Genomic DNA, 15,238 nt, shown 5'->3' with positions numbered 1-15,238 from the left:
GGATTTATCCGCAGGTTCAATCTAAAATCTAAAATCCCATGACTCAAGCACAAAATTCAAACAGTATTCTGGATGCAGAAATCAACAACCCCCTGTCGCTAAGCCGAACTTTTTTCAGCCGGGGAATGACAGTTATCGCTTTCGCTCTGACAGCTCTGGCCCTGCTCCCTTTGTTTGCTATTTTATACAAAATCCTGGGGGAAGGACTGACACATTTGAGCTGGGAAGTGCTAGTGTCTCTACCAGCACCCGTAGGAGTAGAAGACCAGCCCAACGGCTTTGCAAATGCGATTCTCGGCACGGCTTTAATGGTGGGAATTGCTACATTAATTAGCGTACCCATAGGCGTAATGACGGGAATATTTTTGTCGGAGTTTGGTAGAGAAAACAAAGCGATTACCAATAGTATTCGCTTTATCACCGTCATTCTCAGCAGCGTTCCTTCGATCGTAGTTGGCGTCTTTTCCTACGCCCTAATTGTCGTTACCACCAAAGCATTTTCATCATTAGCAGGCGGTTTTGCCCTCGGCATCATCATGCTTCCAGTTGTTGCTCTGACAACAGAACAAGCATTAAAATTAGTGCCTACTTCTTACCGTCTCGCTTCGGCAGGTTTGGGAGGCGGACGTTTTCAAACTATTTTTCGGATTATTATTCCCTCAGCCCTCCCAACTATTACCACAGGTATTTTACTCGCTGCTTCCCGGGCCGCCGGCGAAACCGCCCCGTTGATTGTAACGGCTTTGTCGAGTCAATTTTGGCCTCCTTTAGTTGATAAATTGCGCGAGATAATGCAGTCCCCGATAGGTGCAGAAACTATCTCAAAACTAAAAGAAATTCCCGAAACACTGCTGACTCCGACTCCTTCTATGTCGGTATTAATATATAGCTACGCCAGCTCTCCTTACAAGGAGCAGAACGAATTGGCGTGGACTGCTGCCTCTGTCCTTTTGGGGATGGTTTTGATTGCTAGCGTCGCATCCCGTACAGTAACTCGGAAACGCTTGCCAAACCGATAAATCAATAAGAAAAGTGCATCTCTCAGTCAAGTATTAACAATATAACCAGGCAAATAATGAAACCTAAAACTAACTTGAACTCCGAAAAATATACAACTCAATTCCTAGACTATGCCACCCCGGAAATAGACCCCAATACAATGCCAGCACTGCGAATTCAGGACTTGAGTTTTTATTACGGAACTCACAAAGTATTAGAAAATTTATCAATGAATATCCCTCACCCGCAAATTACGGCTATTATTGGTCCTTCAGGTTGTGGCAAATCTACGTTTCTCAAAGCTCTCAATCGGATTGGTGAATTGGAGGGAAAAGTTAAAATTAAAGGAAGAGTAGAGTTTTTTGGACAGGATATTTACAGCCCGAAAGTAAATATTAATAGTTTGCGTCGGCAAATTGGGATGGTGTTTCAAAGACCGAATCCTTTTCCACTGAGCATCTACGATAATATTGCTTACGGGGTGAGGATTTTTGGTCGCAAAAGCAAAGCAGAATTAGATGAAATTGTGGAATCTGCACTTAAAAGTGCAGCGCTTTGGAATGAAGTCAAAGACGATTTGAAGAAATCGGCTCAGGGGATTTCGGGCGGACAACAGCAGCGGCTTTGTATTGCTCGCGCTTTGGCGGTAAAGCCAAAAATTTTGCTGATGGATGAACCTTGTTCTGCTCTAGATCCGATTTCAACGATGAAGATTGAGGAGTTATTTCAGACTCTGCGGCAGCAGTTAACTGTTGTGATTGTGACGCACAATATGCAGCAGGCGGCTCGTGTTTCTGATTACACGGCATTTTTTAATACTGATGAAAGTCGCATCGGCCGGCTGGTGGAATTTGGGCCGACAAGTAAGATTTTTACTTCTGCGGGCAATTCGAGTACGAGAGATTACATTCAAGGCCGTTTCGGTTAATACTAGGGTTCTTTCCTTTCTCTCTGTCGCTATATTCCGACAGGGGCTTAAGTCCCTGTCTCGCAGTTAAAGTCTTCTTAAGAACACTATGAAATAGTAATAGTATTTGAGTTATATCAAATCCGTTAGCATCAGAATTATTCATCTCTCTGTTCTCTTCCTCTGCGTACTCTGTGGTTTAATCATTCCAATGCAAGCGGAATTGATATTAGTGTTGACTCAGATTGGGCAACATTCTCAATAAGTATTTCAGTCCTCCTAGCTGGGGACTTGATTTTTGAGGCGGGGGTTTAAGCCCCGAGCGGAATTATTGCAAATATTACTCGATGTAACCTAATATCAGTATGGCAATGAACAGAAAACGGCTATATTTATGTCTTCACCGCTTCTTAAGCGAGAGTTAGGTGTTTTCGGCGCAACTCTCATGGGCCTGGGCTCAATCCTCGGTACGGGAGTATTTGTGAGTATCGGCATTGCTGCAGAAGTTGCTGGGCCGGGAGTGATTTTTGCTGTGGGTATTGCGGCTTTAGTGGCTGTTTGCAATGGCCTTAGCAGCGCTCAATTAGCGGCAAATCATCCTGTTAGCGGCGGTACTTATGAATATGGCTACAAATATCTCAATCCTTGGCTGGGTTTCACTGCCGGCTGGATGTTTCTGTTGGCGAAAACGGCTTCTGCAGCTACTGCGGCTTTGGGTTTTGCGGGGTATTTTTTAAATGCAGTTGGTGTAGCCGATCGCACTTACCTGATCCTAACAGCTTTAGTCGCCCTCGTCACCCTCACTTTAATTGTATTGACGGGAATTAGGCGATCGAATATTGCCAATACTGCCATAGTCTCAGTTACACTTCTATCCTTAGCGGTGTTTGTTGCTGTCGGTTTGCCAGAGGTAAGGTGGGAAATGCCCGCACTACAGAATCATAGCTCGATCGGCTCCATCCTCCAAGCCACCGCCCTGATGTTTGTCGCTTATAGCGGTTACGCCCGCATCGCCACAATGAGCGAAGAAGTGCGGGAACCGAGGGAAACCATTCCCAAAGCCATAATTTTCACTTTGGTGCTGACAATGCTGCTTTACGCGGGGGTAGCAGTAGTTGTCGCGGGCGCGGGGGGAGCCGATAAATTGTCTTTACAACCAGGCGGTACGGTTGCACCCCTAGAAGTCATCGCCCGCAGTTTCCCAATTCCAGGAGTTTCTCAACTGCTAGCCGTCGGCGCAATTACCGCTATGTTGGGAGTCTTGCTGAACTTAATTTTAGGACTCTCGCGCATCTGGCTGGCGATGGGGCGGCGCTTGGATATGCCGAGAGTCTTGGCGCGGCTGAATCCTTCGGGGACAACTCCCTACGTGGCTGTGGTGGTTGTCGAAGTTACGATCGCACTTTTAATTCTCGTCGGCGATGTCAAAACCACTTGGTCATTTAGCGCTTTTAGCGTTTTGATATATTACGCTATCACCAACCTCGCCGCGCTGCAACTTTCCCCCGCCGAAAGGCTTTATCCGCAGTGGTTGGCTTGGGTGGGTTTGGGGAATTGTCTGTTTCTGGCTTTCTGGGTGGAGAGGGAAATTTGGCTGACAGGATTGGCATTAATTGCCGCCGGTTTAATTTGGCGGGCGATCGTCCGACTCCCGGCGAAAAACTAGAATTGTGATAAATTGAAACAGCATTCCGCATTGTAGAGGGCCATGCCCGATCGAACCCCCTTGCTGGCGACTCAAGAATCTCTCGCATTCAGCGCCATCAGTCGCTATATAGCTCAAACCCTAATTACCATTCAGGAACAGCATCCCGAATGGATAACTGAAAAATACAGGAAAACCCCCTGGGCCAAACCTGATTTTCAGTCAGTTTTGATTGGAAAATTGACAAAAAGTTTCACAGTAGCCACCGATACAGATTCCCTGCTGCTGACTGCGAAAAAATACCTACAAATTCTGCTGGTTCCAGAATTCGTTAATTCACCTCAATTCAGCAAATTATGTGCCAAAATTCAGCAGCTAGCCCAATCTCAAACAGCACCGCCTAAATCACAAAACTCAGTTTCGTCAAAGCCTCCCACTCCCACCACCCATCAAACAAATTCGCTTCCAATCGGCATTGCTATCTTGCTGCTAGATGTCGAAAACTTGCAACTCACCATCGAAACCGAAAAATTCCTAGAGGGAATTTGCCACTATCCAATCCAAATCAAAGTTGCCTTTGCCAACTGGCGCAGCATGGGCAAAAAAGATGCCGAATTTCACCAGCGCGGCTATCAACTGATTCACGTCCCCCCCGGCAAAGACAGCGCCGACTTAAAAATGGCTACAGTCGGCGCCTCGATTTTCGTACATTATCCCACAGCCAAAGAGATTTTTGTCTGTTCGTCCGATCGCGCCCTCACTCACCTCAGCAATACACTGCAAGCCCACGGACTAACCGTATTTCAAGTCCGCAAACAAATAGATAAAATCATAGTTTTAAACAGCAAAACCGGACAAATGGAAACCCATTCGCTTGTAACCATACCGGAAATTACACCTTTAGAACAATTAGTTATTCAACTAAAAGAATTAATCAAAAAAGAGCAAAAACGCACCTCAACTCAGTGGATCAAAGTTTCTACTGTTTCAGCTTTATTTAGGGAAAATTACGGCTTAGTCCTCAATCAAGTTGTTGCTCATCATTTGCTCGGTACTAAAACCAGGGATATCTTTCTCAAATATCCCACCGATTTTGTCCTCCACAAACCATCAGAAACTTCTCAAACTTATGTCACTCTTTTTGAAGTAAGATTATCTCCCCCACCGCCAATACTTACCCAAGAAATTCTCAATAACCACCAGACAGCACCTGCGACTTTGACAGATATTAATTCTCTGGAAGACTTGGAAAGAGCTCTTGTCAAAATCGTTGGCGATTTAACAGACAACTCTCCAGAAAATTCTGTATTTCTCTCCAATGTAGGCAGCGAATTTCACAGACAATACGGCAAACAAATTACCCAAATAATTAAAGATTTTAATCTCGGTAGAAAATTTACTAAGTTTTTGCAATCCTGCGCTTCTCTCCAGCTAAAAAAAGCCGAAAAAGGCTGGCAAGTTTCCCTCCATTAATTAAAAATTAAAATATATCAACCTCCCCATTACTAGCAACTTGAGTTATCATACAATCGGGACGTAAAGAAATGTAAAGGGATATGCAGGACAAAGTTGTGGTTGTGGTGGGTGCAACTGGCGGCATCGGTTCAGCGGTGGCCCGCAAACTCGCTGATGCGGGTGCGAGGCTAGTGCTCGCCGCCAGAGACAGCAGTAAATTAGACGCTTTAGCGAGCGAACTTTCGGCAACAGAGGTACTGTGCGTACCCACAGATATCACCGATTTGCCCCAAGTCGAGACGCTGATGCACAAAGCTGGGGGGCATTTCGGACAAATTGATGCCCTCGTAAACGCCGCCGGTGCCGGAATTCTCAAGCAGTGGAACAAGTTAGAACCCGCTGATTTAGATGCAATGCTTGACTTGAACTTGAAAGGCAGTTTTTACACGTCTCAAGCAGCGGCGAATGTGATGAAAGAGCGCAAATCCGGCCACATTTGCAATGTCATCGGGATTTTGGGCAAGCATTCGATGGCGATGGGAACGGCTTATTGCGCTTCAAAGTTTGGGGTAGTTGGTTTCAGCAAGTGCATGGCCGATGAACTGCGGCGCTACGGTATTAAGTTTACCCTATTCTATTTTGGGGGGGTGGATTCTCCGTTTTGGGATAATGTGAGTTTGAAGGTAGACAGGTCAAAAATGCTGACTACCGACACTGCAGCCAATGCGATTATGTTTGCTCTTTCGGCTGACCCGCAAGCTGTGCCGATGGAGATTAATATTCAGCCGGAAAGTCATTTGTTCTTTTAGCTATTGAGGAGTGATTTGAAGGCAGAACCCAGCGGAATCTGAAGGCAAGAAAAATTATGATATTTTTAGGTTTGAGAACTTGTACAGCAGTTAATTATGTATGGTGCATGGACTCGCGCACCTTACCCTATAAATAGCATATCAAACCATTTTTTTGCCTTAGTCCTATTTGTGAAAGCCTAGCGGTCAAACCTAAGTTATCGCAGACACGGGGTTTCTTTTAAGTGCTGACTTATTTCTACCTTCAGAGGGAGCTAGGATATTCAATCTTTAGGTTATTATTAAGTGGGCGCGCAATAAAAACTATGAAAAATATCCACTACTCAGTCTCTCCCTTGCAATTTCGCCTTGAAAATCAGCAGATTTTCCATTTTTCAGTTTCCATTTTCAATTATTGATTATGGAGTTCGATCGCATTCAATTTTACGTTGAAAACGCTAAAGTATCCCGCGACTGGTTTGTTAGCCAGTTAGGCTTTCAATCAATAGCAGGTTATGCCAACAGCCACACTCACACTGAAGTTGTCAGCAGTGGCAATGTATGTTTTGTTTTATCTTCACCCCTGACACCCGCTAGTCCCGCTGCTAGTTGGTTGAAGTTTCATCCTCCAGGGATTGCCGATGTTGGTTTTCGGGTAAAAAATATTGAATTAGCGGTAGCTATAGCGGCTGCTGAAGGCGCTAAAATCCTGGAACCGATTCAAGAAGACCTAAACGCAGGAGGGTATTTTAAGCGAGCAAAAATCGCGGGTTGGGGAGATTTAAGCCATACGCTCGTGGAGCGAATTGGCAGCCATTCACTGCTATCGGCTTCGGATAAGCTGCAGTTGTTTACCCGGATTGATCACGTAGTGTTAAATGTTGAATCTGGGGATTTATCAAGTGCTGTTAATTGGTATCAAAAAATATTAGGTTTTCAACCGCAACAAAATTTTGATATTCAGACTGAGAAATCGGCTTTGCGGAGCCAAGTTATGGTACACGCTGAAGGTGGGGTGCAATTCCCGATTAATGAACCGGCATCAGCTAATTCTCAAATTCAAGAGTTTTTGAGCGCAAATCGGGGGCCGGGAATTCAGCATATGGCTTTACAAACTAATAATATTGTGGGTGTTGTTGCCGATTTGCGAGCGTGCGGTTTGCCTTTTCTGCCGGTTCCTCCAACATACTACTCCGAATTGCAGGAGCGGCAAAACTATTTGCCTGCTGATTGGCAAGAAATTGCAGCTTGTCAAGTTTTAGCCGATTGGCAAGAAGATACTCCCGCAGCGATGCTGCTGCAAATCTTTACCCAGCCAATTTTTGCAGAACCGACTTTCTTTTTCGAGATTATTGAACGCCGAGTTAGTTTAGTGAACGGCAAACAGGTGCAAGCTGGAGGTTTTGGGGCGGGGAATTTTCGAGCTTTGTTTGAGGCAATTGAACGCGAACAAATGAAGAGGGGAAGTTTGATCGATGATTGACAAAACTTCCAGTTTTTAAGTCATACAGACTTGTTAATCAGCACTGCGATATCTTTCCACCCGTAGGCAATTTCTTTGAGTGCAACTCCGGCTCTACTTGTTTGCTGTTCGTCTACTTTTTCACCTCCTAACACTTCATAAAATTTATAGGCTGAATTGTCTCCTAGTACCCAAACCAGCATCGAGTTCAAACTTAATTTTGCCAATTTTGTTGCAACTGTTCTCACGAGTTGCCGTCCAATTCCTTGACGCTGATATTCCTCCAAAATATAGATGGCAAATAATTCTCCTTTATATACATATTTGCCCGTGCGCTCGTCACCACCTGCCGCAAAACCCACAATTTGTCCCGAGTCATTCTCAGCAACGCAGACAAAAACCCCAGTATTTTTGACGTTGGCCAGGATTTCTTGCCAGCGACTTTCTGCTTTTTCATAGGACAGTTGCGCGAGGTAATCTGTGGGTACAATTTTTCGGTAAGCTGTCCGCCAAGTATCTAGATTCACCCGTGCGATTGCAGGTGCATCAGCGATTTTAGCTTCTCTCACAATCATCAGAAAATACTCCTTTCTGGCCCTGAAATTTTCTTTTCAACTCTAGGCAAACTATACGATCGCGCCCTTCTAGTTTAGCTCGATACAGAGCTCGATCGGCCTGTCCAATTAACTCCTCAATCGATAAACCAGCAGCAGGTACCGTAGTAGCGATACCCATACTAAGAGTTATAAACTTACTTACCTGGGAAGCAGCATGAAAAATTGCAGCAGCTTTCAAATCGCTGCGAATTGATTCAGCTACCCGCATTGCTCCTTGCATATCAGTTCGCGACAAAATTACCGCAAATTCTTCGCCGCCGTAGCGGGCGGCTAAATCTCCTGTCCGTTGAGCGTTGCTAGCTAAAATCTCGGCTACTTGTTTTAAACATTCGTCGCCTCCTTGATGCCCGTAATGATCGTTGTAAAGTTTGAAAAAATCGATATCGCACAAAATTAAAGACAGCGACTCTTGTTCTCGCTCCATCCACTGCCATTCTAACTCTAATTTTTTGTCAAAACAGCGGCGGTTGGGAATTTGAGTCAATCCGTCCACCGAAGCGAGCCGCTGCAATTCCATGTTAGCTGCTTGTAATTCTAATTTTGCTTGTTCTAAAGCTAAATTTTGCCGCGCTAATTCTTCACTTTGCCGTTTTTCTTGTTCGTACAAAAATCGGATTGAAACTTCAGCTTCTTGCAATTCTTGCTCTGCATATTTGCGCTTGATAAATTCTCCTAATTGAGAACTTACCACAGCTATGATCTGAAGTAAATCTTGATCCGGTTGCAGTTCTTCCCGGCAAAAAAAAGTCATTACTCCTACAACTTGGCCTCTAGCGTGAATGGGGAAACCGAATCCCGATCGCAGTCCCACTTCCTGAGCCAAGCGCGATCGCACGAAATTGCGATCGCCCACAATATCAGTAATCCACTGCGGAGAACCGCTACTGGAAACCGCTCCGGGTAAACCCTCACCCGCAGCAAAAGTAATCTGCTGGCCGTTTTGGGCAAACTCCCTAACTTCCTCCGCCGCTTGCCAAACAGCCACACGCCGCAAACCAGGAGTTTCCTCGATCGGACAGCAAAGTGGCAGGCACAAAAGCGGCTGTTTTTCGCGTTTTATTTCCGCACCAAATCTAGTTTCTTTCTCCCCCTCTACGGGCGTCCAAAGTTCGCCAATATCCCAGCCAAAACTTTGGCAAATAGCTTGCAAAATTCTCGGAGTTGCGCTATCTAGAGAAGTTGATTCTGACAGAATATGAGTAACAGCATACTGTGCTTCTTGACAATTTTTTATGCGCTGTTGCTTGGTAATATCTTTGCCGATATAAACAAAATTTTGTATAACCTCGCTATCTGCATACTTGCTTCCTGTGTTTGTCTCGAAAGTAGAGCATGAAAACGCCACAATCAGCTTTAAACCTATTTTCGTTTGGCAAGCTACTTTTACTTGAGGCCAATATTCGCTTTTAAGTGCAGGAGGTAGCTGGCTGACTTTGCGTAACAGTTCCTCCTCAGCGGTAATCATGGATATCGATTGGCCGATTAATTCCGATTCGGTATATCCAAATAATTGCTGTGCAGCTTGATTCACTTTTTTGATTTTTCCCGATTTTGCTGTTACTAACAAAACATCGCCTAGGGAATTAATAATTTTGTCAATATAATCGCCAGCCGCAGCTAAGTAATCAACTTTAATACTATTTTCGTTGGCAGCCTGAACCATTCTTTGCTGAGCTGCAATGCTATCGGTCACATCTTCGCATAAAATAATCAATCTGTCAGCATTGGCTTCTCCATGATAACCAAAGATGTACAAATCTAGATACAAATAAGAGCCGTCTTTGAGAACTCTGGTAATTGATTTTAACTGAAAGTCTTGCTCTCGTTGTTCAATAATACCTTCAAGGATTTCTTCAATTCCAATCAGTTCGGGAAAACTATCGCGCACGTCTTTTCCTTCGCCTACTTCCTCATGAATGCCGGCAAACTCTTGCACTTTCAAAGATATTTCTTGAATCTTAAGTTCTCGATCGACTGTGAGGTATTCAATCCTGCGTAAGGATAACAGCTTATAAAGAAGAATATTAATACTTCTTGGGCTGCTCTCTACAGTTAATATTGGGAGCATCTCGTTATTGTAGAGCATCAATCTCAAAAATTAGCAGGTAAAGTTAGTTGTTTTTTGGCTGCTATTTCTCATATAAATTTTTATACTGGCAGATGTCACCATCTGGTACCGCTGGCTAATTTATGCAAACAGTACACTTTGGATTCTCCAAGCAGTTTTTTGCTTATTTTAAAAATGAGGCAAAATATTAATTTTACCAACTTTTTTTTGAGAAAGCGCAGTCACAATCATCCTCTATTGAGGTTTAGATTTATGAACAATGCGTAGCGGTTTGCACTATTTGTGCGGCATATTTTAATTTTAAATTCCGCGATATTGCTGACAACCGCTAAAGTTAAGAAGTAGCACAGTTTAATTCAAATGTTTCCTTTAATTAGCACCATTCCTATAGACCTTACCTCCCCTGCGTATTTGTGTCAATTTTCGTAAAGAAAGTGTTACTTTAAGTGATATAGTATCGAAGAATTTGTATAAAAGCTTAAAAACACTCTGCTAAATGCTGAGACTTATTACCGACTTTGACGGCCCGATCATGGACGTGTCCGATCGCTACTACCGAGTTTACCAGTATTGTCTCGCCGAGACTAAGCGTTCGGGCCAACCAGTGCGAGAACTCCCCAAAGCCGAGTTTTGGGATCTGAAGCGCGCGCGGGTTCCCGAAACCGAAATTGGCATTCTCTCAGGATTAGACGCAGATCAAGCCCGCGATTTTGCCCAGAAACGCCGTCAAACCGTTCACACGCTACCCTACATGATTTACGATCGACCAGTGCCCAGCGTTCTGGAAACTCTCGAAAAGGTGCAGCGCGCTGGAGTAGACTTAGCGGTGATGACCATGCGCCGCGTTAGGGAACTAGATGAAGCCTTCAACCGCTGCAATTTAGGGCAATTTTTCCCAGAAAACCGCCGCTATTGCCTCCCCAACGATTACGTTAAAACCGGGGATGTCAAAGATAAGCCGCTGTTGATGGCAAGAGCTCTCGCCGAACTGCCGCCGACTTCTGACACTTGGATGGTTGGCGATACGGAGGCGGACATTGTAGCAGCAAAAACGCACGGTGTCAAGGTAATTGGTGTTTTGTGCGGAATTCGCGATCGTACCCAACTAGAAATGCACCAACCTGATTTAATTGCCAACAATTTGAGCGAAGCAGTTGAGATTATTTTAGGTCACAAAAATTAGTCATTGGTCATTAGTTATTAGTCATTAGTCATTAGTTATTAATTGTTAGCTGATGTTATTGGTCGGAGGTCTTGATTCCACAGTTATTAGTGGTTGGCTGCTGACTAATAACTGCTGACTAATAACTGCTGACTAATGACTGCTGACTATCGCAGAAAACCGCTGACCAGCCACAGAATTAAAAACGTAAACAAAGCGATAAATTTCTCTGTTGTTATAAATGCCGGACTGACCAAAGAACCCAAAAATCCTCCCAGCAACAAGCCTATAACCAAGCCAGCCACAGTCAGCAGCACAGCCCGACCAAATTTTTGTTCCTTGCGATTAACAAAATAAAGACAAGAGCCGACCCCAAGAGCCAGAGTCAACTGTAGTAAACCATCATTAGCCGCCGGATAAATACTCAGTCCGCCCAACCCCACATACACCCCAGCCGGCCACAAAATGTCCGATCGACTAGGAGTATCGATTAGACGCTGCAACCAAGCAGGGCTGCCACTAGGAGGAGAGGGAGTAAAGCTTGGGGGTGGCGGAGTCAGCCGTTCGGGAAAGCGGATGCGTTCGGGTACTTTAATTTTACCCTCCTGTCGCTGCCGTAGGCGATCCATAAGGATCGCGTCGTAAGCTGCTTCGATCAATTCCAAACGTTTCTTGTCACCGCTGTACTGCTCAGCTAGGCGCGTGCGGGCCTCTTGCACTTCATCAAAGGAAGCATCTTCATCGACTTCAAGCAGTTGATAGGGAGTTGGCTCACTCATGGTAATAACCCGCTGAAGACTCTCGTTATAGAGCAATCTTAACAAGAGAGGAAAGCGGGGCGGGGGCTCTGCCGCTTTCCCAAAAGTTTTGCTGCTAGTTTTTGGTGCTTTAAAACAGGAACCAGCAAACCTTACGAAAATAGAAACTAGAAGGCATTTGGCATTCGTAAATAAAAAATAATGAATCCAAAGATTTTTATTTTTATCTTGGCCGTCTAAAATTTTACCTTCTGCCAAATGCCCTCAGAAGGGACTTGTCCCGCAGGCACTCACAATTCCCGACCACTGGACTTTTTTAAGTCGATCGCGGCGGTAGGAAAAAAAGCGAGCCGAGTCAGAATAAGTACAGAAAGGAGCGATCGCCACTTGAGAAACATCGATTCCCAACTGCTGCAATTGCAGAGCATTGCAGAGGCGAACATCCAAGCGTACTTTTCCCGGTTCGGGATCGGCTAAGACAGGCGTTTCCGGCAGTTGGTGCAAAAACTCTAGAATGCCGTCGGCTGTCGCACTAACGCCACTCTTAGGAGCAATGGTGGCTCCCAGTTCCGCTGCTACTTCCACAGATACCTGGTAAACCTCTCCAGCGATCGCCGGCCCCATAGCAATCTTCAGATTTTCTAGTTGACTGCCTTGTGCCACAAGTTGAGCGATCGCCTCTGGTAATATCTTAGCAGCAGTCCCGCGCCAACCCGCGTGAACTGCTGCAACGAGTCCTGTGCGATCGTCAGCAATCAGCACCGGCACGCAGTCGGCCGAGCAAACCCACAGCGCCTCCAATTCTCGATCGGCAACCAAGCCATCAGCCTCAGCATAGCTTGAGGCAGCAGTTTCCGGGGTCGGAGCCACAACCGGGGACAAATCACTCGTTTTGAGTACCGCATTGCCGTGTACCTGTTGGAGTCGGTAAACCTTAGCTCCCGGTTCGAGAACTGCCGTCAGATCGATCGGCCCCTGGGGCGAGAAATCCCGCGTAAAAAAGCCGTGAGACCAGCGAGAAAGCAAGCTGCAAGTCAGATAGGGCAAGCCTTCAGAACTCTGCCAGTCCCAACTGATACCGTCAGACCTTCCGACGCACTCATAGTCAGGAAAATTTGTCAAGCGATCGCCAGCTACAGTCATGAAACGTATCCTTACCCAAGCGAATCATTTAGCTTGTATTCTAAACAATCAAAAATTTTGTCCGCGAAGTTTAAAGGCAGGACCAGGTTTCAGGAAAAAATTGCGATCGGTCGGCGGTTTGAGGACGACCGACAGCGCAAAAATTTTGCACAGCCCCAGAAATATAGGCAACTAATTAACATAGACGAACGCCAAAGCGCTATCATCAGTGTGGCCGTCACAGACTTCTATGCAAGTGCCATCGGGATCAAAAAAACCGGATATCGATCGCGACTGAATGTGCAAGGCATTCGAGCTTGTTCTATGTGCAAAAAAAATTGCCTCAAGCCCGGTAAAATCAGTTAGGCCTGTATATAAAGACAAGGATTGCCATACATTCGATCCTGACTTCGAGATCCTTGTGCCCCCTGTTGAGTTGGGAAAAAAAATCGTGAAACCAGTTCCAGACAAGCAAATAACAGCCCCTTTGAACACCAAACAGCAAAAAAAGAACCCTACAGGCGCCCGGACTCGATCGCGCCTTTTGTCCGATCGCTCACTGCTGGTGGGACTGGGTTGCCTTGCCAGTCTGGGACTGCTCAGCAAAGGCTTAGTTTGGGCCCAAGCCGAAACTCCGCCAGCAGAACAAGCCGTCCCCGGCGCAGCAGACCTCCAGCCATTATTTGAAGCTCCTCTCCCGCCCCCGGAACCAGAATTCAGCCAAGGATCGCCAGAACCCTACCCTGAACCGCAGGCAGAAGTTCCGCCCTCCGAGCCTTTCGATGCCGCACCGCCGTCAGAGCCTGAGTACGCCAGCGAACCACCTCCCACCGAATATTATCTGCCGGAACCCGCGCTGATTCCCCTGCCAGAAGCGACGGCCCAAGAGCCGCCTTTTGAAGCGCCAGTTAACCCAGCCCACGCTGAAATCGACCAAACAGACTACAGTGTTGGTGCTACCAGCGAGTACGAAGCGCCAACCAGAATAGAGTTTGCAGAACGATCGACCGGCTGCGAAGGAGGTGGCGATTTGTGCGCGCCTCCTCCTGTTTCCGAGCCGGTGACGGCAGATGCAGGAGAACCCAGCTACAGCCCGGAAACTCCGATCGCAGGCGACGGCTATATTGCAGCCCCTCCTCCTCGAAATCTGCCAGAAAGCCTTCGGGGCGATGTTCGGGAAACTGTGGCAGGAAATAGTAGCGGAAATCCTGTCAGTAAAATCGGTCAAGCCGTTCAACAAATAGGCAGCCAGGTTTGGGGGAGTTCCAACCCGCCGGAATCTGCTTACGCACCCCCGCGCTACTCGGCAGGCGCAGGATACTCGGCAGACGCAGGATACTCGGCAGACACCGGCTACTCGGCAAACATCGGCTACTCCGCAGACACTGGATACTCCGCAGACGCTGGGTATTATGCCGGATCTGCATCTTACGGCGGCGGCGCTCCCGCGCCCAGCATGGGACTCGGGCCGGTTCAAGTTGGTGCGGTTAGTGTCAGCAGCGGCAGCAATACCGGTTTTGCTTACTACAATCTCACGCCGCGTCCCGCAGGCCTGCCCGGAAATGGCAACACCAGCTTGCTGTTTCCGCTATCTATTGCTTCGGCAATTACTTCGCCGTTTGGGTGGCGGACTCATCCGGTTATGGGCTACGGCAGGTTTCACACCGGAACTGACTTGGGAGCCCCGATGGGAACGCCCGTACTGGCGGCCTATGCCGGTCAAGTGGCGATCGCCGATTGGTTGGGCGGCTACGGTTTGACGGTGGTTCTCAACCACAGCAAAAAGTCTCAGGAAACTCTGTACGCCCACCTTTCGGAACTGTTTGTGAAACCGGGAGAGTGGGTGAAACAGGGAGAGACTATCGGCCGCGTCGGCAGTACGGGAATGTCTACAGGGCCTCACCTCCACTTTGAGGTTCGCCAAATGACTGACCAGGGTTGGGTGGCGATCGACCCGGGATCTCAGCTAGAATTCGCTCTGGCAAAAATGATCGGCAGTTTGGAAACCGCCAAAGTACCGCAAATGCCGAAAATGGTGGAAATACAAACCGCTAACTCACTCAAGGATTTGGAAAACGATCTGCCTCAGCTTCCACCTCTGCCGCTGGGAATGGACATCGAAGTTCACAACCTCCAGCCGCCATTCCCGGAACTGTTAAAAGCTGACACTTCTAAGCTCAAAGATACTGAAGCCGTCAAACCCAAAACTCAGAAGCAAGCTAACAGGTAAAAATTGGGAATTGGCTAAATTAATT

General features: G+C 46.6%; 12 protein-coding genes. 8 read left to right on the top strand and 4 right to left on the bottom strand.

Annotated features, from left to right (window positions below; all coding sequences use genetic code 11):
• Window positions 1–38 precede the first annotated feature (38 nt).
• The 6 genes from pstA (at window position 39) to hppD (ending at window position 7,277) form a co-directional block, all read left to right on the top strand.
• Window positions 39–1,019, top strand: a complete 981-nt coding sequence (gene pstA / locus QUA23_RS03965) for a phosphate ABC transporter permease PstA (RefSeq protein WP_333073370.1) — start codon at window positions 39–41, stop codon at window positions 1,017–1,019.
• Between the two features lie 56 nt (window positions 1,020–1,075).
• Complete coding sequence (pstB, locus tag QUA23_RS03960) at window positions 1,076–1,927, top strand: phosphate ABC transporter ATP-binding protein PstB (protein WP_333073369.1); 852 nt, start codon at window positions 1,076–1,078, stop codon at window positions 1,925–1,927.
• A gap of 373 nt (window positions 1,928–2,300) precedes the next feature.
• Window positions 2,301–3,572 carry an APC family permease gene (locus QUA23_RS03955; RefSeq protein ID WP_333073367.1) on the top strand — a complete coding sequence of 424 codons (1,272 nt, stop codon included), beginning with the start codon at window positions 2,301–2,303 and terminating at the stop codon, window positions 3,570–3,572.
• Window positions 3,573–3,614: 42 nt separating this feature from the next.
• Complete coding sequence (locus QUA23_RS03950; RefSeq protein ID WP_333073365.1) at window positions 3,615–5,024, top strand: NYN domain-containing protein; 1,410 nt, start codon at window positions 3,615–3,617, stop codon at window positions 5,022–5,024.
• An 83-nt stretch (window positions 5,025–5,107) separates the two neighbouring features.
• Window positions 5,108–5,815, top strand: a complete 708-nt coding sequence (locus QUA23_RS03945; protein ID WP_190663739.1) for an SDR family oxidoreductase — start codon at window positions 5,108–5,110, stop codon at window positions 5,813–5,815.
• Window positions 5,816–6,215: 400 nt separating this feature from the next.
• Complete coding sequence (gene hppD / locus QUA23_RS03940; RefSeq protein WP_333073362.1) at window positions 6,216–7,277, top strand: 4-hydroxyphenylpyruvate dioxygenase; 1,062 nt, start codon at window positions 6,216–6,218, stop codon at window positions 7,275–7,277.
• A gap of 20 nt (window positions 7,278–7,297) precedes the next feature.
• Here hppD and QUA23_RS03935 read toward each other — a convergent pair whose 3' ends face one another.
• On the bottom strand, window positions 7,298–7,831 hold the full coding sequence (locus QUA23_RS03935; protein ID WP_333073361.1) for a GNAT family N-acetyltransferase: 534 nt from the start codon (window positions 7,829–7,831) through the stop codon (window positions 7,298–7,300).
• Window positions 7,812–9,941, bottom strand: a complete 2,130-nt coding sequence (locus QUA23_RS03930; RefSeq protein ID WP_333073360.1) for a diguanylate cyclase domain-containing protein — start codon at window positions 9,939–9,941, stop codon at window positions 7,812–7,814. Before QUA23_RS03930 ends, QUA23_RS03935 begins: the two co-directional genes overlap by 20 nt.
• Window positions 9,942–10,437: 496 nt before the next feature.
• On the opposite strand from QUA23_RS03930, the gene QUA23_RS03925 reads away from it, so the two are divergent.
• On the top strand, window positions 10,438–11,124 hold the full coding sequence (locus tag QUA23_RS03925; RefSeq protein ID WP_333073359.1) for an HAD family hydrolase: 687 nt from the start codon (window positions 10,438–10,440) through the stop codon (window positions 11,122–11,124).
• Window positions 11,125–11,270: 146 nt separating this feature from the next.
• Here QUA23_RS03925 and QUA23_RS03920 read toward each other — a convergent pair whose 3' ends face one another.
• Window positions 11,271–11,882 (bottom strand): CPP1-like family protein, encoded by a 612-nt coding sequence (locus tag QUA23_RS03920; RefSeq protein WP_333073358.1) that lies wholly within the window; start codon window positions 11,880–11,882, stop codon window positions 11,271–11,273.
• A 243-nt stretch (window positions 11,883–12,125) separates the two neighbouring features.
• Window positions 12,126–13,004, bottom strand: coding sequence for a peptidoglycan editing factor PgeF (gene pgeF, locus QUA23_RS03915; RefSeq protein WP_333073356.1), 879 nt, complete (start codon window positions 13,002–13,004; stop codon window positions 12,126–12,128).
• Window positions 13,005–13,434: 430 nt separating this feature from the next.
• Between pgeF and QUA23_RS03910 the strand changes: the two genes are divergently transcribed.
• Entirely contained in the window at window positions 13,435–15,213 is a 1,779-nt protein-coding gene (locus QUA23_RS03910; protein WP_333073355.1) for a peptidoglycan DD-metalloendopeptidase family protein, read from the top strand.
• Window positions 15,214–15,238: the final 25 nt, after the last annotated feature.

It is taken from the genome of Microcoleus sp. Pol1C5, assembly GCF_036701115.1.
Classification (GTDB): Bacteria; Cyanobacteriota; Cyanobacteriia; order Cyanobacteriales; family Microcoleaceae; genus Microcoleus.
This window is presented reverse-complemented; position numbering and strand designations above follow the sequence as displayed.